Source organism: Streptomyces griseobrunneus, assembly GCF_046713465.1.
Lineage (GTDB): Bacteria > Actinomycetota > Actinomycetes > Streptomycetales > Streptomycetaceae > Streptomyces > Streptomyces microflavus.
Window position 1 is genome coordinate 96,084 of the sequence record NZ_CP177080.1, and the last position, 19,431, is coordinate 115,514.

General features: G+C 70.3%; 19 protein-coding genes. 15 read left to right on the forward strand and 4 right to left on the reverse strand.

What is annotated here, in order from left to right; translation table 11 throughout:
* Window positions 1–12 precede the first annotated feature (12 nt).
* From ACK8N7_RS00445 to ACK8N7_RS00485, 9 genes are all read left to right on the forward strand, one after another.
* A complete protein-coding gene (locus tag ACK8N7_RS00445; RefSeq protein WP_500440324.1) occupies window positions 13–270 on the forward strand; it encodes a hypothetical protein in 258 nt (85 codons plus the stop codon).
* A complete protein-coding gene (locus ACK8N7_RS00450; RefSeq protein ID WP_500440325.1) occupies window positions 267–1,352 on the forward strand; it encodes a Scr1 family TA system antitoxin-like transcriptional regulator in 1,086 nt (361 codons plus the stop codon). Before ACK8N7_RS00445 ends, ACK8N7_RS00450 begins: the two co-directional genes overlap by 4 nt.
* 69 nt (window positions 1,353–1,421) lie before the next feature.
* Window positions 1,422–1,673: a helix-turn-helix domain-containing protein gene (locus ACK8N7_RS00455; protein ID WP_500440326.1), complete on the forward strand. Its 252-nt coding sequence runs from the start codon at window positions 1,422–1,424 to the stop codon at window positions 1,671–1,673.
* 222 nt (window positions 1,674–1,895) lie between these two features.
* Entirely contained in the window at window positions 1,896–3,161 is a 1,266-nt protein-coding gene (locus tag ACK8N7_RS00460; RefSeq protein WP_500440327.1) for an MFS transporter, read from the forward strand.
* Window positions 3,158–4,480: a GntR family transcriptional regulator gene (locus ACK8N7_RS00465; protein WP_500440328.1), complete on the forward strand. Its 1,323-nt coding sequence runs from the start codon at window positions 3,158–3,160 to the stop codon at window positions 4,478–4,480. Before ACK8N7_RS00460 ends, ACK8N7_RS00465 begins: the two co-directional genes overlap by 4 nt.
* A 187-nt stretch (window positions 4,481–4,667) precedes the next feature.
* Entirely contained in the window at window positions 4,668–6,842 is a 2,175-nt protein-coding gene (locus tag ACK8N7_RS00470; RefSeq protein ID WP_500440329.1) for a hypothetical protein, read from the forward strand.
* Window positions 6,843–7,130: 288 nt separating this feature from the next.
* Entirely contained in the window at window positions 7,131–8,015 is an 885-nt protein-coding gene (locus tag ACK8N7_RS00475; protein WP_500440330.1) for a hypothetical protein, read from the forward strand.
* A 154-nt stretch (window positions 8,016–8,169) separates the two neighbouring features.
* Window positions 8,170–9,270 (forward strand): methyltransferase domain-containing protein, encoded by a 1,101-nt coding sequence (locus ACK8N7_RS00480; RefSeq protein ID WP_500440331.1) that lies wholly within the window; start codon window positions 8,170–8,172, stop codon window positions 9,268–9,270.
* 291 nt (window positions 9,271–9,561) lie between these two features.
* Complete coding sequence (locus tag ACK8N7_RS00485) at window positions 9,562–10,656, forward strand: WD40 repeat domain-containing protein (protein WP_500440332.1); 1,095 nt, start codon at window positions 9,562–9,564, stop codon at window positions 10,654–10,656.
* Between the two features lie 172 nt (window positions 10,657–10,828).
* On the opposite strand, the gene ACK8N7_RS00490 is transcribed toward ACK8N7_RS00485, so the two are convergent.
* Window positions 10,829–11,689 carry a DUF5707 domain-containing protein gene (locus tag ACK8N7_RS00490; RefSeq protein WP_500440333.1) on the reverse strand — a complete coding sequence of 287 codons (861 nt, stop codon included), beginning with the start codon at window positions 11,687–11,689 and terminating at the stop codon, window positions 10,829–10,831.
* 266 nt (window positions 11,690–11,955) lie between these two features.
* Between ACK8N7_RS00490 and ACK8N7_RS00495 the strand changes: the two genes are divergently transcribed.
* Both ACK8N7_RS00495 and ACK8N7_RS00500 read left to right on the forward strand, forming a co-directional pair.
* The gene (locus ACK8N7_RS00495) at window positions 11,956–12,543 is read left to right on the forward strand and encodes a zinc metalloprotease (protein ID WP_500440334.1); all 588 of its coding nucleotides are present in this window, start codon (window positions 11,956–11,958) and stop codon (window positions 12,541–12,543) included.
* A 3-nt stretch (window positions 12,544–12,546) separates the two neighbouring features.
* Window positions 12,547–13,098: a hypothetical protein gene (locus ACK8N7_RS00500; protein WP_500440335.1), complete on the forward strand. Its 552-nt coding sequence runs from the start codon at window positions 12,547–12,549 to the stop codon at window positions 13,096–13,098.
* A 119-nt stretch (window positions 13,099–13,217) separates the two neighbouring features.
* Here ACK8N7_RS00500 and ACK8N7_RS00505 read toward each other — a convergent pair whose 3' ends face one another.
* Window positions 13,218–13,739: a GNAT family N-acetyltransferase gene (locus ACK8N7_RS00505; RefSeq protein WP_500440336.1), complete on the reverse strand. Its 522-nt coding sequence runs from the start codon at window positions 13,737–13,739 to the stop codon at window positions 13,218–13,220.
* Window positions 13,740–13,894: 155 nt separating this feature from the next.
* Here ACK8N7_RS00505 and ACK8N7_RS00510 point away from each other — a divergent pair, with 155 nt between their 5' ends.
* On the forward strand, window positions 13,895–14,389 hold the full coding sequence (locus ACK8N7_RS00510; RefSeq protein ID WP_500440337.1) for an HIT family protein: 495 nt from the start codon (window positions 13,895–13,897) through the stop codon (window positions 14,387–14,389).
* Window positions 14,390–14,532: 143 nt separating this feature from the next.
* Here the strand turns inward: ACK8N7_RS00510 and ACK8N7_RS00515 are convergent, their stop codons facing one another.
* Window positions 14,533–14,769: a DUF397 domain-containing protein gene (locus ACK8N7_RS00515; RefSeq protein WP_500440338.1), complete on the reverse strand. Its 237-nt coding sequence runs from the start codon at window positions 14,767–14,769 to the stop codon at window positions 14,533–14,535.
* A 365-nt stretch (window positions 14,770–15,134) separates the two neighbouring features.
* Window positions 15,135–16,529 carry an NsdA family TPR-like regulatory protein gene (locus ACK8N7_RS00520; protein WP_500440339.1) on the reverse strand — a complete coding sequence of 465 codons (1,395 nt, stop codon included), beginning with the start codon at window positions 16,527–16,529 and terminating at the stop codon, window positions 15,135–15,137.
* Between the two features lie 186 nt (window positions 16,530–16,715).
* Here ACK8N7_RS00520 and ACK8N7_RS00525 point away from each other — a divergent pair, with 186 nt between their 5' ends.
* The 3 genes from ACK8N7_RS00525 to ACK8N7_RS00535 are packed head-to-tail and all read left to right on the forward strand — an operon-like array spanning window position 16,716 to window position 19,371.
* Entirely contained in the window at window positions 16,716–17,636 is a 921-nt protein-coding gene (locus ACK8N7_RS00525; RefSeq protein WP_500440340.1) for an HpcH/HpaI aldolase/citrate lyase family protein, read from the forward strand.
* 1 nt (window position 17,637) lies between these two features.
* Entirely contained in the window at window positions 17,638–18,180 is a 543-nt protein-coding gene (locus tag ACK8N7_RS00530) for a MaoC family dehydratase (protein WP_500440341.1), read from the forward strand.
* Between the two features lie 15 nt (window positions 18,181–18,195).
* On the forward strand, window positions 18,196–19,371 hold the full coding sequence (locus ACK8N7_RS00535; protein WP_500440342.1) for a GNAT family N-acetyltransferase: 1,176 nt from the start codon (window positions 18,196–18,198) through the stop codon (window positions 19,369–19,371).
* Window positions 19,372–19,431: the final 60 nt, after the last annotated feature.

A 19,431-nucleotide genomic window follows, 5' to 3' on the forward strand; every position in this document is an offset into this window, starting at 1 on the left:
GAACGGAACGCCGTGTCCTTAAGCGTCCGCCCCTCCCCGAACCGGCCATCACCGGACGCCCCGCTGCCGGTGCAGATCCGCCACCGCCTCGCCACCGGCGGCTACCGGCCCGGCCAGGCCCTGCCCACCGGGCTCATCGCCCACTACCTGCGGACCACCCCCGCCGCCGTGAAGGCGGCGCTGGCCGAACTCGCCCAGCGAGGCGACGTCGAGTACCGGGGCGCCGGAGAACACGGCCCCGCCTACTACCTGCCCGGAAGCCGCCGATGACCCCGTGGACACCGGTGACCCGCGTGGTCGGCGCGTACCTGCGAGTCGTCCGGGAGCAGCGCATGATGCTGCCGGAGCAGCCTGCCGAGATGCTCGGCGTCACCCCCCAAGCGCTACTGGCCCTGGAGGAAGGCCGACTCGAGATCAGCACCGGCACCCTTGTCGACCTCACCGGCCTCTACCGGTGCCAGGCCGACGAACCGGGGCTGCGGCGCCTGCTGGCGCAGCGGCCCGAGTGGAACGGCATGACCCGCGACCGGGAGCCGGGCCACGCCCGCCGGCTCGCCGCGTGCACCCAAGGCGCCGCCAGGGTGTGCTGGCTCTCCTACGAACACCTCCCCGCCCCGCTGCAGACCCCGCACTACGCCCAGGCCGTCGCCGAGCCGGACGCCTACCTGCCCGGCGGACCCACGCCCCCGGCCGCAAGCGCGGTGTACGTGCTGGACAACCGTGTCCTCCACCACGGCAGCGGCACCGCCCGGCTGATGGCCTCCCAACTCGACCACCTCCTTCACCTCACCGAGCAGGGCACCGACATCCGCGTCCTGCCCTCACCCCTACCTCGCCCGCACCCGGCCGGGCACATCGTCGACATCACCCTGCCCGCCGGGCGCGTCCTGGCCCGCCCCGCCCCCGAGGGCGTCGAATACTGCAGAACCCTGCGCTTCGCTGCCACCATCGACACGGCCCTGGGCAGCACCGACCGGCGCTCATCCCGCGAAGCCTTTGGCTGGGCAGCCGCCTCCCACCACGCACGCGCGGGGACCTCTACCGCGCACCGTGCCGCTCTGGCCCATCCCGCCCGCACCACCGACGACGGACCACTCCGAACATCCGGTCCGGCGGAGCACTCCGCACCCGCGGAGCGCCCCGGCCACTCGGTACCGCACGCCTCCGTGGCCGCACGCGACCGGCACCTCACGCTCGCACCCTCAATGCCCCGGTGGCGGCCACCCGGCCCCCGCTGGGCCGCATTTCGGAACGCCGTGCGCGCCTCCTCCCGGACCCGCGGTAAGGGGAGCCACTCCGGTAGTGCCGCGGCCCGCACGGGCGAGGGACCTACCTCCTTCTTCCGCTTCTGACTGCTGACGCACCCGCTACGCACAAGTCCTCGCGGCCCGGCCGCGCCGATGACGACGAACGGACATCCCATGGCCTCCTCCCGCTCTGGCCTCGCGAAACTGCCGGTCATACCAAAGCGCACCCAGCTCGCAGGCGCCAAGCGAGACAAGTTCCTCCAGCAGATCCTTCCGGTCTACAACAGCGGAGCGTCCGTCAGAGCCATCAGCGAACACACCCAGCGGTCCTACGGAACGATCCAATCGCTCCTCCGGCACGCGGGAGTCCTGCGCGGTCGGGGAGGCGACCAACGCCGAAACGCCTCCCCAGCTTCCGGCAGCTGACGGCCCCGGCGAACAGCCTCTTCCCTGGCAGTCACCGGGCCCGCGCTGGGCCGCGTTCCCTGCCGCTGCACGCACCTCCCGGCCCCTCGACGACAAGCGTCGGCCGGTGCTCCCGGTGTCCGCGAGGGGCACCGTTCGCACGTCCGCGCCAACGACTCGTTTCGCTCCTGGCCTTTCCGTCCGCACAGCTCGTGCCCTGTCTCTGCACTTCGGAGCCCTCCTATGACCACGGCACCACCGGCCCTCACACGGTTAGACCAATCCGCCCGCACGTCACGCCGGTACTTCCTGGCCGGCGAAGGCCTCGGGCATGCGGGGGCCTGCGTCCACGGCATCGCGCTGCCCGCGCTCGCCGTACTCCAACTCGACGCCAGCCCCGGGCAGGCCGCGCTGCTGACCTTCGCCGCGACCATCCCGGCGCTGGTGGTATCCCTGCCTGCCGGGGTGCTGCTCGGCCGGTACCCCCTGCGCACCGTCATGATCACCACCGATCTCGCATCGGCAACCGTCGTCCTGGCCATCCCGGCCGCCGCGCTTCTCGACTCCCTGTCGATGCCACTCCTGTACGCGATCGCCCTGGTGGCCGGGTCGTTGGCCACCCTGCGCAAGGCGTCCGCGATGGCCGCCGTCCCGCTCCTGGCGGACAAGGAGCAACTACACCGCTCGAACGCCCAGTTCACCGGGGTGATCACAACTGCGGGGATCGTCGGGCGGACCCTGGGGACGGTCCTCATCGCCCTGGCCGGCCCCGCCCGCACGCTGATAGCCGACGCCGTGTCACTGATCCTGTCCGCCTGCTGTGCATCCCGCGTACAGGGCCTGCCGGTACCCGACCGAGCGGTCCGGCGGCCGATGCAGGAGGAGATCCGCGAAGGCCTCGCGTACTCGGGCCGGGATCCGGTTCTGCGGCCGCTGGTCGTCGCCCTGTATGCGACCAGCGTCGGCTCCGCGCTGACGACGACGCTCCTGCCCTATCACCTCCTCACCACCCTCAAGACGGGCACAACCGGCCTGGGTATGGTCATGGCCGCGGGCAGTCTCGGCGGTCTCACCGGAGCCTTCATCGCGCCCCGCCTGGTACGGCGCTTCGGCTCCGGCCCCGTCCTGACCACAGGCTTCTGCCTCCACGCCGTGGTGCAGATACCCCTGCTCCTCGCTGCGGCCGGGCCCACCTGGCTCATCGCTCTCCTCCTCGCCGCCTGCGGACAGTACGCCGCCGCCACCGTCGTGGGCACCACCCAGCGCTCCGTCCAGCAGTGGCACACCCCGCCCGAGCTGCGCACCCGCGTCCAGCAGACCGCCCTGTGGCTCGGCACGGGATTGATGCCCTTGGCCGCCCTGGCCGCCGGCGCCCTCGCCACCCTCACCAGCGTCCGCACCGTCATGGCCCTCGGCATCCTTGTCCTGATCGTGGCCGCCGGAGCGCTGTGGCGCTCCCCCATCCGCGCCCTGACCTCCCGGGACGAAGCCACCGGAGCAGCCCGGTGACCCCATCTCACCGCGACGGACTCACCGCACCCGACACCCTGGGACACCCGGGGGCCGGTGAAGGGCCGCCCGAACCGTCATCCACCACGGCTTCCCAGCGGAGCGACGCACCGTCCGGCATCCCAGGACCGGGCTCGACATCGGCGACCGCGGCCTGGGCGGCAAGCAAGGTCCCCACCGTTCCCAAGCCGGGCACCCTGAGGCGCCGGGTCTACGACGGGCTGGAAAGCCTCCTCGCGGACACCGATACCTACCCACCGGGCACCAGACTGCCGACGTACAGGGCGTTGCGTCAGCGGTACGGCGTTGCTCAGGCCGTTGTGGGTGCTGCCATGGAAGCCCTTGCGTCCCAGGGGCGGGTGTGGATCCGCCCCCCGCAGGGTGTCTTCGTGCGCGGTGAGGGCGATGCGCCGACCCAGACCAAGGCCGTGCTCATCGCCACGGCAGCGCGAGAACGCATCGCTGACGGCACGCTCAAACCCGGCACACCGCTGGTACCCCTGTTGGCGCAGGAGTTCGAGACGAACGGGTCTGTCGTATCCAGTGCTCTTCGCCCGCTGGCCGCCGAAGGTCTCCTGGTCGCCGAGCCCTTCTCCGGCACGTACGTGTCGCCTCGCCCCGCTCCCGCACCGGACCACCGCGTACTACCGCCGAACCCCGGCGCCACGCAGACGACGACCCCCGCAACCGCGCCCCTTGCCCCCCGCGCCCCGTACGACCGAGACGGACGACGCGCCATCTCGTCGGAGGACATCCCCGCCGTCAGCCCGCACCAGATCGGCACCTCATCGAGGGCGCACGCCGTCCGCGCGGCCAACCGAGGGGTCGTCGACCTGCTCGCGGACACCGACACTTACCCGCCTGGCAGCAAACTCCCGGCGCAAAGTGTCCTGGCAAACCGGCTCGGCGTCACTTCTTACGCACTGGGGAAGGCCATCCGCGCCCTGGAGGCCGACGGGCGGGTGCTGCGGCGCAGCTCCAGGACCATCGTGCTGGGCAAGGACAGCGTCCAGGTCCCGGTGACCACGACGGCCCGCCTGACCGAGATCGCGCGGGAACGCATCCAGGACGGCACGATCAAGCCCGGCGAGCCCGTCATCAAACAACTGATGGACGAGCTCGGGGTCGGCAGGACCACGCTGCAGAGCGCGCTCAGCCCCCTGATCGCTGAAGGGCTCCTGGTCGTCAGACAAGGAATCGGCACCTGCGTGCCGCATCCACCCACTGAGGCCACCGCCCGCACCCGCCAGAGCAAAGCCGACACGACGCCCCACACCACGGATGCGGCACAGCCGCGGACCCGGGCGGCGAACCGGTGAGCCAGGAGTCCGGACCCAGCAGCCGGCCCCCAACCGGGCCAGGCAACCGAACGCCTGGTCGTGTCCGAGGGTGGACTGCGGTGCTCACCCTTCCGCGCTCTGACCTACCGGGACGAGACCGCTGGAGCAGCCCGATGACGCCTTCCCACCGCGGCACCCGTACCGCGCCCAGCACCCCGGGATACCGATGACCCAAGCGCCCCGAGCGTGGAACAGCCACGCCACCGAGACCCGAAACAGCATCAGTGGCGGGACCGTCCACGGCCCCGTTGTACAGGCGAACCGCGTCACCGGTCTCACGTTCACCACCACCGCCGTCCCCGAGCCGCCACCGCCCCGGCAACTGCCCCTGCCGCCCGCCTGGTGGGTCGACCGGGATACCGACCTGACACTGCTGCAGCGGCGGGCGCTCGGTCCGGACGCCGCACCCGGCACCCGGCTGATCGCCCTCCACGGGCCTCCCGGATCGGGCACCACCGCCCTCGCCGCCCGATTCCTCCACGGGCTCCACCACCTCCACCCCGGAGGGGAGCTGTACGTGGACTTGCGGGGCGGTGAACCCGATGGCCCGCTCCCCGCCCGCAGGGCCCTGGGGTACCTGCTGCGGTCCGTGCGCCCCGGCGCGCCACCCGTCGGCGCCGAGGAGCGGGCTTCGTGGTGGCGGTCCGCGACTGCCACACGGGCCCCGATGTGTCTGCTCCTCGACAACGCGGTGCACGCGACGGACGTCCGCGCCTGCCTGCCGGCCGGCAGCGGCCACCTGGTCCTCACTACGAGCCGGAACCCGCTCGTCGAACTCGGTGCAGACGGCGCCCACTTCCACGAGGTCGGTCCGCTGCCCCGTGGTGCCGCACACCGCTACCTGGCGCTGCGCGCGCACGAAGAACGGCTGCGTACCGAACCGGCAGCCGCCGAGCAACTGGTCCAGCTGGCGGCCGGGCTCCCCGCCGCATTGTCGATGACCGCCGCGCAACTCGCCCTCCACCCACAACGACCCCTGTCCGCACTGGTCCAGGCACTCACCGGCAGCCGTGACGCCGCACAGCCTGAGGCTGACCACCACCGCCCAGGAGCAACCATGACCACTCACTTCGACGCCGCGTATGCAGGACTGGACCCGGCTACCGCCCGGGGCTACTGCGATCTGAGCCGCCTCCCGGTCCACGACATCGACGCCACCCTCGTGGCCGCCGTCTGCAAGGCCTCCCCCGAGGACGCCACCAGCCACCTCACGGCACTCGCCGCAACCTCACTGCTGGACAACCTGAGCCCTCACGAACTGAGGGGACCGGTCTACCGATTCGCCTCCCCAGAGTTCCGGGAATTTGTCCTGGGACTTGCCCGCGAGCGCGAGACCGACGGCGACGACCTCCTCGGACGGGCACTGGGATGGGCGCTCGCCGCCGCGGCGGCCGCCGACGCCCAGGCCACCGACAGCCACTACCGCACCCTCAACATCAACCCCGTCGACCTGCCGCACCACCCGCAACACCCCGTACGGCACGCCCATCCCGAAGCCGCGATCGAGTGGCTGACCGTACAGAGCGAGAACCTCCTCGCTCTGGTCCGGGCCGCCCATCAGAACGCCCTGCATGCCTACGTGTGGCGCCTCGTCTACAGCATGTGGCCCTGGTGGCGGGCAGCGGGCCGCAGCGAGGACTGGATCGAGATGCACGCGCTCGCCCTGGTCTCCGTGGGCCACGACCATAGCGCCGGCGAGCTGGAAGAACGCCACCTGCTCAACACCTACGGGCTGGGGCTGCGCCTGGCCGACGATCCGATCGCCCTGCGCACCTTCACCCGCGTCCGGGAGATGGCCAGCCTGGCGGGCGACGCACTCGCAGAGGGCCAAGCCCTCTACGAACTGGGCGCCACCCATCTCCAACGGGGCGACGCGGTGGAGGCGGTGCCGTTCCTGCAGCGGGCGCGGAGCATCCGCGCCGAGCACGACTACACACGAGGTGTGGCACTGGCGGACATCCTCCTCGGCCAGGCCGCCCTGCTCATGACCCCCGCCGACACCGCACAGGCACTGCGCCGGTTCCGGGACGCACGAAACGCTCTGGAGGGAGTCGATCCTCACGATGCCGCCCGGGCCCTGGCCTGGCAGGGCCGCGCCCAGACCCAGACAGGTGATCTCGAGGCGGGTGAGAGCGCGCTATTGGCCGCCGCGCAGGAGTTTTTGGACGGCCACACACCGCGCCAAGCCGCTCGGACCCTGGAGTGGCTCGGCAACGCCGCTGAGGACGGTGGCCGCCCCACCGAAGCCCGGACCTTCTACTCCCAGGCACTGTCCCACTACCTGGCGGAGAACGGCGCCGACGCCGACCGCGTCCGCGACCGCCTCGGCCGCCTGAACTGACCCCGGCCGCGCCAGGCGCCGCACCGAGGACTCCGGACAGCATGCCGCGGAGGCCCACCACCCCCTCGCACCTGCACACCCGTATCCCGTCGGCACGACTGCGCCACAGCCGGCAGGCGCCGTCGGAAGAGCAGTACCTAAGAAGGGACAACACCATGCGCTCGCACACCCAGCCCCGTCCGTCCGCTGACCAGCCGGAGAGCGAGGGGCCCATGACCGTCGCCAGCACGGCAGCTGCCGCTTCCCATGCCAACGAACTGGCGGTTTGAGATGACGACAAAGTTCCAGGTGGCGGACGAGACCGGTAGGCACGACGAACTGCGTCGGCAAGTCGAGGACATCCTGATCCGGGTCGCCCCGCTGGTGCAACCGACGACAGGACTCGATCTCCCAGGCGTCGTGAATTTCCCTATCGTCACCGTGGAGACCGCTCGGGCCACCATGAGCGCTGATATGGCCCACCTCATGCGGCTCTACGCGGATCTGGTGCCACGTTGGCGGCGGCCCTTCATCACGCTGACGTCGGCCGTGCTGCTGCGCTTCCTGCACTCACGCACTCCGGTGCTGTGCGAGTTTCTGATGATGGCAGCCACCACGACGGTTCCGGGGACCAAGGAATCCGTGACGGTGTTCGTCCCGGAGGCCCTGCACCACAACGGGATCCTGACCGACGAGAAGTATCTGACCGCGCTGGTCTTCCATGAGCTGGTGCACCAGGTCCAGAACCGGGCGTCCAGGCACCGAGAGAACTGGATCACGAACAAGGCGATGACTCTGCTCCACGCGGGAGGCATCGACTTCCTGGAGGAGGGGCACGCCGTCTGGGCGGAAAAGATCGCCACCCGGGAGTTGTATGGAACGCCAGTCGATGTCCGCAGGGCACCAACATCCGAGCAGTACAAGAAGCACGCACGGCGCGGTGCCAGCACCGCTGGCCCCGTCGGCCCAAGCCTTGCTACTTATCAGGTAGGCCACTTGCTCGTCGCTTCGGCGGTCGAGACGGTAGGCCTGGAGTCGTTCAACCTGATCTGGGCCGACCACCAGATGCTGCCCAACAAGGACGAGGTGGCCGAGGCTCGCACCTGCCTTGCCGCGGAAGAGCCCACACGGCCTCAAGGTTGGGCCTCCCGCCTGCAGCGGGAGGCGTCCCGAAGGGTGTCAGCTACGGACTGACCACGTCCTTCACCGAAAGCGGTGCGCCGGCCTGCTCCTAGCGGGCCGGGGCCCTCTCCCACTCTGCAAAACCACCACAGAGGAATACAAACCAGCGGCCCGGCAGCTCGCCGCCAGTACGGCCGTCCGGCCGGAGTCACGCTGGTACGAGCCCGTGGCCACCACCCCGCGCCACACGTTCGTGCCCCACTGGTGGGCCAGAAAGACCAGCGACGGCGAAGGACCCGTGTGGGTCCGGCGCGAGGGAGCAGCCGAGCCCGAGGCGTGGGTGCGCAACGCCTACGCCGACACCACCCTCGTCACCCGTGTCGGCAACAGCCACGCCGACCACGCGGACACGACCGCGACGCTGCCCCGAAGCAGAGACCGACGGTCGACCTCATCCTCCACACTGCCCTCCCTGATCCTGACGATGTACCGGGAGGCATGGATCCAGGACTCCTCCCGTCTGCTGGTGACCTGCGGCAGTGGGTACGGAACGGCCCTGGCCTGCGCACGTGTCGGCGAGGAGCGGGTCACCAGCGTGGACGTCGACGCCTACCTGGTGGAGTCCGCGCGTGCTCGGCTCGCCGAAGCCAGCCACCACCCGCGGGTCGAGGTCTGCGACCTCACCGGGGACCTGCCCGACGGCGGATACGACCGGATCATCTCCACCGTCGCCCTGCCCACCGTGCCCGCCTCGTGGCTCCAAGCGCTCGCACCCGGCGGGCGGCTGGTGACCACCATCGCCAACACCGGGCTCGTCATCGTCGCCGACCGCACCCCCGAGGGGGGAGCCGTCGGCAGGGTGGCGCCGCAGGTGGCCGGGTTCATGAGCGTCCGGCACGGGGACGACTACGACGACACCCTCCTCGAGGACTCGCCGCTGTGGGAGACGGCGCAGCATGCGGAGGGCGACAGCGTCACCACCAGCCGGTTCCCCCTGACGTACGTGCCCGATACCTGGGACGTCCGCTCCACGCTGGAGCTCCGCGCCCCGGGCATCGACCACCGCCAGCACCAGGGCCCCGGCGACAGCCGCACGCTCTACATGCTCCACGCCGACGGCTCCTGGGCCCGTGCCGCAGCCCCGGACCGCCGGACTTCTCCCACCGTCCATCAGGGAGGGCCGCGCCGGCTGTGGGACGAACTTGACCGCGTACGGACCTGGCTCACCATCGACGGCGACCTCCCCGTCCGCAGCGCCGAAGTGACCATCACCCCCGAGGGAGTCACGACGCTCTCCCGCCGGGGATGGTCCACCACGATCGACTGACGTCAACAGGCCTTATCGGGTTACGGATTGCCCAACCGACGTGAACGGCACAGCTCGTCACGGCAGGGTGGGAGCACTGAGCTTCTTCGAGTGGGAAGGAAAGAGGAGACGTCGATGTCGCACCCTCAACAGCACCAGCGTCCTGGGCGTTTGTTGCCGATGCGGTTCGGTCCGCAGATCGTGCCGCCCCTGTCCGATGCCGGGGTCGTTGCGGTGGCCTGCGGTGTGGCGGCCGGGCGACCCGTAGCGCTCACGTGCGCGGGCGACCATTCTTCGCTCCGCGTGTGGGACATGGCGGACCATCAGGAGGCTGGCACCCCGATCACTGTGGAGAATGCCCGGCCCTTCACCAGCGTCACCCACGCGTTTCTGGAGGGGCGTTCCGCCGCGGTCGTGGTGGGCAGCGACCTGCGGGTGTGGGACCTGGACGACCGTCAGCTGATCCGCCACGTGACCCTGCCGTACTTCCCGCCGGACAAGGACTTCGGTCACGGACTCAGGGACGTGGCCTGCACCCGCGTGGACGGTCGGGTGGTGGCCGTCACGGGCGGATACGACAAGACCGTCAGGATCGTGGACCTGCTCGCCGGCGAGCAGGTGGGAGCCCCCCTGACCGGCCACCAGTCCATGATCTGGGCCGTAGCCTGCGGAAGCCTCCACGGCACCCCGATCGCTCTCACCGCGGGAGACGACACGACCGTGGGGCTATGGGACCTTCGACAGCGCCAACCCATCGGGCGACCGCTCACCGGTCACACCAAGGCCGTGCGCAGCGTCGCCTGGGGCCGGGTCGACGGACGGTCCGTCGCCATCTCCAGCGACAGGGACACCGTGCTCCTGTGGGACCTGGAGGCGTCCCCGCCCACCTCCCGCCCGCTGGAGGACCTCGGCGGCGAGGTCCGGGCGGTCGCGCTCACCGCCGTCGGCGGACGCCCGGTCGCGGTCACCGGCGGAAAGGACGTGCGGTTGTGGGACCCTCTCACCGGCCGGCCCGTCGGACCACCGCTCTTCGACGGCCGCGACACCTTCATCTCATCGCTGGCATGCGGCACTCTGCACGGCCGCCCGACCGTGCTCGCCGCGATCGACGGGCAGCATGTGCGGGTGTGGGACCTGGAGGAACACCGGCGGATCGGACCCACCCCACCAGGGCGGTACGCCGACGAAGTCCCGGCCTACTGGACCGATCCGGCCACGGGCGATGTCTACGACCTGACCGGACACCTGGTCGACGACGACGGCGACCGGTGGAAGGTCGTCGACTACGACGGCATCGAGCCGATCGTCTGCGAACTCCCGATCGACCCCACGGTCGCATTCGGCATCGTCGATGCCCATCAGGAGTTCGGACTGAGTTCCGTCATTACACCCGGTCGTCATCGCTGAGCAGACGGGGGCGCCTCCTAACTTGATCTTTAACCTGTGCGGCGGGGCGAGGGGTTGTTGACTCGGCGGTGCTGAAGCCCCTGCGAGTGCCGCCCTTGGTCCCGCCCCATCGCAAACGGGGAGCCCCGACAGGACGATGTCCTGCCGGGGCTCCCCGGGCTGCGCCGTGCAACTACTTTACGTCGAGGTAGTCGCCCTTGGCCGAGACGGCCGGGGTGCTCGGCGTGCCGGCGAAGCTGTAGCGCCAGGTGCCGTCGGCCGAGGCCTTGACGGTCGTCTTCAGGGTGCCGGTCGAGCTGGTCTTGACCGTCTTGACGGTCGTGTAGCTCTTGGCGCCCTTCTTCTTGAACTGGAGCTTCACGGCCTGCTTGCTGTAGCCCTTGTACGTGCCGGTGTCCCAGTTCGCACGGGTCAGCTTGCCGGTGACCGTGATGGTCTTGCCCTTCTTCACGGGCTCCGGGGAGGCGTTCACGGTCAGCTTCGAGAACCGCTGGACGCGGACCTTGGACAGGACCGCGCTGTCGAACTCCTCGCCCTCCTCGGTGACGGCCGAAGCGCCGACGCGCCACCAGGTGGCGTCGGTGCTGATCATGTCCTTCGGGTCAAGGGTGATGGTGCCCTTGCAGGTCGTGGTGGTGGCGTTGACGACCTTGCAGGAGATCGACGTCCCGTTCGGGCCGAAGCCGAAGCTGTCCTTGTCGTCGATGGACTTGCCGATCCAGATGAACGCGGCGACACCGCCGACACCGGCGTCGGCAGTGGCCGTGGCGGAGAACGAGACCGTCTTCTTCGACTTGGTGCCGACCACGATCGGCTTCCCGCCGTTGACGACCGCCGAGGTGATCTTCGGGGCAGCGGCTTTCGCGGTCGCGCCGAGCGCTTCCTTCGACTTGGTACCGGGCTTGGGCTGGACGGCGGTGAAGCCGGGCTCCGGAGTCCAGTTGCGGCCCTCATCGGCCTGCGCGGCCGGAACAGCGAGAGCGGAAAGAACGATGGCACCGGAAACGGCGGCCACGGTGGCACGAATTCGCATGTGTCCCCAACGAGAAGGGGTCCCAGGGCAGGGCCCCTCAGGACCCGAGTGATCCACGAGCCGATCGGCTCACCAGAACAGACACGCGAATACACCCGATGGTTGTACGGGCCCAACGCCCAATGGCGGGCTTTCCCGATCGCTCTCAGCCCCGTCCCTCGTTCGGGGGATACCGCCCTGGCCAAAGGCGTCCACTTCGCGCCAGAGTCAGCGATCCGTCTCGAACGCTGGCCGGAGCGCGATTCGCATTCCGTAGAGTCACGCATGTGGCTGCTCAGTTGCAGGGGCTCCCGGCCGTCGTGGCTCTCGCAGCGCCCCTGATCCTCGTCTCCTCTCTCCCCTCCGATCTGACCGCGGACCAGCAGAGACGTGCCGCCGTGGCTCCGGCTCCGTGCATCGGCGGCGAGCGCGAGCGCCGCTCCGAGTCGTCCGTAGACGACGGCGAGATCCGGTGGACGGACAACACCCGCTACGACACAGCCCGAAAGCACGCCCTGAAGGTGTGGCAATTCACCGGGGCGCGCATCAAGCTGCGCCCCGACTCCGCTACCACCGTCAACGACGTGGAATTCCGGGACTACAGGGGAGGCACCGCCGACCGGGCGGCGGTGGCCCAGTATGTACAGGACTCCGGCACCGCAGCGACCGACTACGTGCGCTTCAACCGGGACAAGATGAGCGGGCGTAGCCGAGCCTTCATGAATTCCGCCGCCGCGCACGAACTGGGCCATGCTCTCGGCCTGTGCCACAAGTCCGGTCGAGTCCTGTCGCTGATGTGGACCGACATCGCCTCACCGCCCATCACCTCGCCCCAGGCCCTCGACAAGGCCAACTACAACGCCCTGTGGAGATAGCCCGTGCGCACCAGGACCCGGATCGTCATCGCAACCATCTGCCTCATCTCCGCCGTCGGCGCCAGCGCATACGTCCTCACCGACGGCGGCGAAGTCACCATCTCGTCGGTGTGCACCCCGCCGTCCAGCACGCCTGAGTACGTCGCCGCCTACGCCCCCACCGTCCTCATCGGGACCGTCACCGGCCCCACCCACTACACCCCCGACACCGGCGACCCCAGCACCGGCGTGCAGGAAGCCACCCTCACCGTCGAGAAGACCCTCAAAGGCCCCCAGCAGCGCGATCTCGACCTCTCCCAGTCCGTCACCCGCACCGCCCAGGGCACCTACACGACCGCTGAACCCCTCTACCAGCCCCTGGTAACCGGTCAGCGCTACGCCGTCGCGGTCCTCGACCGGGCGCAGGACGGAGGCCGATGGGTCTGGGGCGCGGAGCGGGCACCGGACGAGACCGCCGACGAACGGTGGACCGCCGCCGTCGCCGCCAAGGCGATCCTGCCGACCGCCACCTGCGACGACACCCGCACCATCACCTCGACACCCGACCCGGCATAGGGCAGCAGGTCCCGCTAGGGACGCGGGTACGGCGAATCGCCGCGTGCCCCGTTCCGATCCGAGCAATTGGCCAGGCTTCCATCACCCGGCAACGGGCGCCGGACGGGGCGGTCCTCCGGCTATCGCGCTGAGCTGCTGCCGAGGGACTTGGCCATGGCCCGGTTGACTCGGGGGTCGCGTCCGGCGACATAGGAGGGGCAGGGCAGGTAACCGGCGCGGTTGTAGAGGGCAAGGGCGGCGGTGTTGCGCCGTCCGGTCTCCAGCATGATCCGCGTAGCCCTGCGACTGGCGGCGTACTGTTCGAGGTGTTCGAGGAGGTACCGGCCGATTCCGTGGGCGCGGGCCACGCCAGAGACATACATGCGTTTGATCTCCGCGGTGTGCTCATCGAGAAGGCGTACGCCTCCGCACCCGACCGGCTTGTCGCCGACGTGCGCGATGAGGAACAGGCCGACGGGCGGGTCGAAGTCCGCCTCGGGGGTGGCGTCCGGGTCGTCGGCGAACCCATAGAGGCCGAGTTGCTCGGCGCGCAGGGCCTGCGTGAGTCGGCGGACGTCCGGGTGGTTGTAGGGCACGGCAGTCACGGAAGGCGCCGGGCGTATCCAGGCTGGGGCGCCGGGGGCGGTGGGCACGGACGTCATGCAACGGATCGTGCCCTATCGACGGCTGTGGCCGCACGGGCGAAGGGATCTCGAAGCGCGTGTCTTCCGACAGCGGCCGGGCACACAGTGTCCACTACGAGGAGCGGTTCCTGCGTTGAGCTGCGGGGAGATCCCCGCTCTGGTGGAGGAGTGCCATGTCGTCCGTGGGCCGGAAGCTGTTCGATCTGGAAGCTTACGAGGCCAGGGCCCGTCTCGGGCCATGCTTCGTCTGCGCGTTCTTGAAGGGAGAACCCGGCTACGAGCACGAGCTGGTCTATGAGGACGCGGACCATGTGGCGTTCCTGGACCGGTGGCCGACGCTGCCGGGCAAGGTTCTCGTCGCACCCAGGGAGCATGTGGAGGATGTGGTCAGCGGGTTCTCGGACGACGGTTACATGCGGATGATGCAGGCCGTACGCCGTGTGGCGCTCGCGGTCGAGGCGGTGCTCGCGCCGGAGCGGGTGTATCTGCTGTCCTTGGGGTCCCGGCAGGGAAATCCGCATGTGCACTGGCACGTCGCTGCCCTGCCGCCTGGGACCCCGTACGAGCAGCAGCAGTTCCATGCGCTCATGGCGGAGCATGGGGTCGCCGATGTGGCGCCGGACGAGACCGCGAGGATCGCGGCGGAGTTGCGGCGGCGCCTGGCCTGATGTCCGGTGTTCCGGGTCAGCGGCCCTGTCGGCTGGCGGTGATAGCGCTCTGGGCTGCGAATGCGGCCGTGTCGCCCGCACGGATCGGACTCGCCTGCGGTCCCTTCCCGGCTCTCGTCGCTTCGCCAGGGCGACGGGGCTCGTCAGATGTCGAAAGTGCCTGCCCTGACAGCCGCCATGAAAGCCGCGAAGGATTCCGCTGGAATGAGCAGCGCGGGGCCGCCGGGGTTCTTGGAGTCCCGGATGCCCCGCTGGCCGGCGAACGGTGTGACTGCGAGGTCGGCGAGCTCCACGCATTGGCCTTCGTTGCCGCCGCTGTAGGACGACTTACTCCAGACGGCTCTCGGGAGTTCCGGGGTCGTCCGGTTGCTGTTGGTCACTGGTTCAGTCCTTCCAGGTAGTTGTTGAGGACATCCCGCGTTCGTCGACGGGACCCGCGATGCCCGACGATCGCCGCTGTACAGCCTTGAACGTCCCGTCTACGAATCATGCTGCACAAAGGGCTGGTTGCCTCGCTTTCACCGATAACGTCCGTGCGGGCAAAGTGGCGGGCCTAGAACATCGGTGCATCACCGGGTTCGGCGACGTCACCGGCTGGCGTGCCGCCTGTAGCCCGGGAAAGCGCGGGCGACGCCTGGAGCGGTTGTTGCCGCGGCCCAGTGGCCGCTGGGTTCCACCGCCGTGCCGGCAGGCCCGGGGTGGCAGCAACCTGGCAGCCCGCAGCCCCGACGGGGCCTCTATGCAGCTATGCAGCCGTGCGTGCGAGGAGTTCGGGAACGCCTTCAGCCGTCGGAAAATGTCCGAACCGCGGTGTCAGTTCACGGACGAGCTGCACACACCGCGGTGCGCCGATCCGCAGCGCCAGGTCGAGGGCTTCGGTCGCCGCGGCGGCGGCCTGCTCCGGTTCTCCCAGTTCCAGGTAGGACCGGGCCTGATAGATCTGGAAGACGCCGTACGTCTTGATCCGGGCTGCGGGAAGTGCCGCTTGGCCCTCGCGGATGAGCTGGTGAGCTCGGCGTGTGTCACCGAGGTCCAGCAGCGCTTGTCCGGAATCGACGGCGAGGTCGGCGGTGGACAGCCACTTGCACCAGTCGGGCACCGGATCGGCGCACGGCGCGCCGAGGAGGTGGTCCGCGGCCGCGAGGGCGCGCAGTGTGGCACCCCGTTCACCGCGTACGGCGAGCGCTCGGGCCAGGCGCAGTTGGAGAAGCGATTGGGCGGCGGGGTGCCTGGTGCGGGTGAGGGCCCGGCGCAGGATGTGCGCGGCGATCTCGGGGCGGTTGCGCCAGGACGCCTGGTAGGCGAGGTCGCTGAGGATCCCGGCGCCCAGGTCGCTGTCGCCGAGTGCGTGGGCGCTGTGCAGACCACCGATCCAGTATCGGGCAGCTTCTTCGTGCCGGTAGGTGTCGAACCGGTGCCAGCCGAGTTCCTGGGAGAGTTTGGCGGCCAGGACGTGCAGCCGCCTTCTGGCTTCGCCCCGGTGGTGTCCCTCTTCCAGCAGGTCGCTGACCGAGGTGAGGAGGGCGTTGAGGACGTGCGCGGTGTGCTGCCGGGCCTCGGTGGGCTGGCTCGTGAACAGGTTCGTCGCCTGCTCCAGGGACGTCAGCAGATCATCGCCGGGCGCCAGGGGAGCAATCCGGTCCCCCTTTGATGCGGGAGTGTGCGGCTCGGCGTGGGCCCAGGCGCCGGCCAGGCCGAGCAGTGCGGTACTGGAGATCGCGGAGACGACGACGCGACGTGAATGGTCCATGGTGGCTTGGAGAGCCTCTCGCAGAGCGGGAACAGTGGTGGTGGAGCCAAGCTCGACGACACCCCCGTGTGGCCGGTCGCGGCCGCCGGCGCCCGGGAGCCAGTGCGGCCAAGGCGCGGATGCGGGCCCTGGGGCGTCAACTTCGAGCGCTTCGGCGATGTAGGTCTGGGAGAGGTCATCGGGTGTGACGCCGTCTACCTCCCACTTCCGTACGCGGGTCTTGTCCGTACCAGATCGCATGCCACGGCGTTTGGCGGCGGCCTGAATACGGTTCGCGAGTTGCACGCGGTCAAGCCCAAGGGCTCTTCGTGCCGCGGCAAGCGGGTGCGGTGCGATCTCGTCCACCCTCAAATCCTGGCAGAGGCGGCTCCGTTGTGTACGAGAGTGCACGGACCGGGACTCCCGCGGGACTCCCGGAACTCTCTATCCGGTCTGGCACTTCTGATCGACACTCGTGCACATCAGCGAGCGGTCCCATGTTTCGCCTGTGTGGCCCCTGCCGCTACTGCTGCTTCCTTCATTCACGCGCTCCGGTCCGCCGCTGTGCGCAGATGTGTCACGAAAGGAGTTCCGCAGATGCAGAAGTCGCTTCCGCAAGCATCAGCGGCCCCACACGCGCCCGTCGGGCCCGGGAACATGACCTGGCTGGTGACTCCCGGAGTCGCGTCCGCGCGGTTCAGGACGGCTTTCGGCTCCGGCGCCCATGTCGTGCTGCTCGACCTGGAGGACTCGGTGCCGGCCGATGCCAAAGCAGATGCCCGGGATGCCGTGCTCGGCTTCGCCGGGGCCCATGCGGGACGCGCCGGAGGGCCGCTGCTGGGCGTGCGGATCAATGCTGCTCACAGCGCCGAGGGGCTGCGGGACGTCGTCGCCATGGCCGACTTGAGTCTGTGGCCGGACCTCGTCGTGGTGCCCAAGGTCGAATCGGGCCGTGACATCGCCGCCGTGGTGCGGGCCGTACGCAGGGCAGGCTCGGCGACGAAGGTCTGGGCGCTGGTCGAGTCCCCGCAGGGTGTTCTGGCTCTGCCCGGCATCGTGCGTACCCCGGGGCTGGCGGGTGTGCTGTTCGGCGCCGCCGACTACGCGGCGGCGGCCGGGTGTCGGCTCACTTCTCGGGCGATGTGGTACCCGCGCTCCCAGCTGGTGACAGCGGCGGCCGGCGCTGGGCTCCCGGCCGTGGATTCGCCGTACTTCTTCCTGGACGACCCGGACGGGCTGCGCCGGGACGCGCTGGAGGCGGTCGAGCTGGGCTTCGCGGGCAAGGTCGCCGTCCACCCGCGTCAGCTGAACACCATCGCTCAGGCGTTCACTCCGAGCCCCCACGAGGTCGCGGAGGCCCGGGCGGTACTCGCCGCGGCCGAAAGGGCGGACGGCGCCATCACGACGGCGGTAGGCGCGATGGTGGGGCCGCCTCTCATCGAGGCAGCCCGCACCGTCGCCCGCCGGGCCCGCCCGAGCCACAACGTCACCACCTCCCTGACGCCGAAGGCGAGTTGATATGCAGAAGCAGCAGCCCTTGTCCGTCCCGGCCGGGTTCCGTCCGGTGGAGGACGGCCGGATCAGGGAGGTCGTCGGCCTGGGCCTCAACGACCTCGTCCCCGGCCTGGTCATCGAGCACCGGCCCGCTCGGACGGTGACCGAGACCGAGCACGTGCAGGTCCTCGCGCTGATGGGCAACGAGGCACCCGTCCACTCCGACACCGAGTACTGCCGCCGTACCGGGCACCCGCAGGTCCTGGTGTGCGGGATGCTCACCCTGAACATCGTGCTCGGCATGACGGTCCGCTCCACCAGCGGCATGACCACCGGCAATATCGCCCTGGACGCGGTCAGCTGGACAGCGCCCGTCCACGTCGGCGACACCCTGTCCGCGCGCAGCACCGTCCTGTCCGCCCGGCGCTCGGGCAGCCGCCCCGATCAGGGCATCGTCACGTGCCAGGTCGCCGGGTTCAACCAGAGGGGCGAGCTGGTCGTCACCGGCACCCGCACCTTCTTCGTGCCCGCCGACCCGGACGTTGTCCGCGACGCCACCGGCTATTAGAACGGGGGCCGATTCATGGATGTGGAGTTCGCCGAGGCCGACGACGGCCAGTGGGAGGAGTACGACGCTCTGGCCGGCCGCGCGTACGGCCGGCCGGTGCCCGACATCACCCGCCTGGGCCCGTATGCGGACCGGCGCGTGGCGGTGCGCGGCGGCCGGGTCGTCGCCGGGGGCATGGGATTGCTGGTGCCGCAGTGGTTCGGCAGCCGGCCGGTACCTGCCGCGAGTATGGGCTGCGGGTGCGTCGCCCCGGAGGAGCGCGGCGGCCGCCTCGCGGCCCGTCTCGTCTCCGAGCGGGTGCGCGCCGTGCAGGAGAAGGGTGCGGTGCTCGCCACGCTGTGGACGTCGTCCAACGGCTACGTGCGGCGCCTGGGCTGGGAGTCCCCGTCCCAGGTGTTCTCCTGGACCGTGCCGACCACCGCCCTCAAGCACCCGGCCGCCGACACCGTGGAGATCGCCCACGGCGACACCGCGCAACTGGAACGGTTGCGTGATGGGCTGGCCGGGCGGTGGAACGGCCCGTGGCAGCGCCCCGGGTGGTGGGGCTCCTGGCAGCAGGAACAGCATCCGGGTCTGGCAACGTACGCGTTCGCCGAGCACGGACGGGACCCGGGCGGCGTCCTGACGGTTGTCACCCAGCACACTCCGGACGGAAGGCAGCTGGTCGTCCACGACTTCTGGGCCGCCGACGCGGTGGTCGCCGACGCGATGTTCGCCTTCCTCGGCCGGCACCACGGACGCATCGCCACCGTGCTGTTCGAGCGCACCGGTCTGCCGCCCGGACCGCTGCTGCAGCAGCGCCTGGCGAGCGTCGGAGCGGCGAGGGCCAGGTCCTGGCATCCGTGGATGCTGCGTGTCCTGGATCCGGTCCGCGCCGTCGAGCTGCGTGGCTGGCCCGGCCACGTGGACGACGAGATCGTGCTCGATCTCGGCGGCCCGGGCGGCGCCGGCTCCAGCCGGTACACCCTGAACGTCAGCGCGGGCAGCGCCCGCCTTGCCCCTGGGGGCGCGCGGCGCGGCCGTACTGCTGACGTCACGCTGACCAGCGGGCAGTTCGCGCTCTGGTACGCCGGCGGCTACCGCACTCCGGCCGCCGCCGCGATGGCCGGTGTGCGCGGGGAGAGCTCCGCCATTGGCCGGCTGCTGGCCACCACCGCCGACCGGGAGCCCTGGCTGGCCGACTACTTCTGACCTGCAGGCGCTCACCCCACCCCTCCTCCGGCCGTTAGACCGGCGGGAACTGAGACCGGC

What these genes read in the sequence shown, in the direction of transcription:
- ACK8N7_RS00455 (WP_500440326.1), top strand. Translation starts at nt 1,422, where the DNA reads ATGGCCTCCTCCCGCTCTGGCCTCGCGAAACTGCCGGTCATACCAAAG.
- ACK8N7_RS00470 (WP_500440329.1), top strand. Translation starts at nt 4,668, where the DNA reads ATGACCCAAGCGCCCCGAGCGTGGAACAGCCACGCCACCGAGACCCGA.
- ACK8N7_RS00490 (WP_500440333.1), bottom strand. Translation starts at nt 11,689, where the DNA reads ATGCGAATTCGTGCCACCGTGGCCGCCGTTTCCGGTGCCATCGTTCTT.
- ACK8N7_RS00510 (WP_500440337.1), top strand. Translation starts at nt 13,895, where the DNA reads ATGTCGTCCGTGGGCCGGAAGCTGTTCGATCTGGAAGCTTACGAGGCC.
- ACK8N7_RS00535 (WP_500440342.1), top strand. Translation starts at nt 18,196, where the DNA reads ATGGATGTGGAGTTCGCCGAGGCCGACGACGGCCAGTGGGAGGAGTAC.
- ACK8N7_RS00525 (WP_500440340.1), top strand. Translation starts at nt 16,716, where the DNA reads ATGCAGAAGTCGCTTCCGCAAGCATCAGCGGCCCCACACGCGCCCGTC.
- ACK8N7_RS00460 (WP_500440327.1), top strand. Translation starts at nt 1,896, where the DNA reads ATGACCACGGCACCACCGGCCCTCACACGGTTAGACCAATCCGCCCGC.
- ACK8N7_RS00530 (WP_500440341.1), top strand. Translation starts at nt 17,638, where the DNA reads ATGCAGAAGCAGCAGCCCTTGTCCGTCCCGGCCGGGTTCCGTCCGGTG.
- ACK8N7_RS00485 (WP_500440332.1), top strand. Translation starts at nt 9,562, where the DNA reads ATGGCGGACCATCAGGAGGCTGGCACCCCGATCACTGTGGAGAATGCC.
- ACK8N7_RS00505 (WP_500440336.1), bottom strand. Translation starts at nt 13,739, where the DNA reads ATGACGTCCGTGCCCACCGCCCCCGGCGCCCCAGCCTGGATACGCCCG.
- ACK8N7_RS00450 (WP_500440325.1), top strand. Translation starts at nt 267, where the DNA reads ATGACCCCGTGGACACCGGTGACCCGCGTGGTCGGCGCGTACCTGCGA.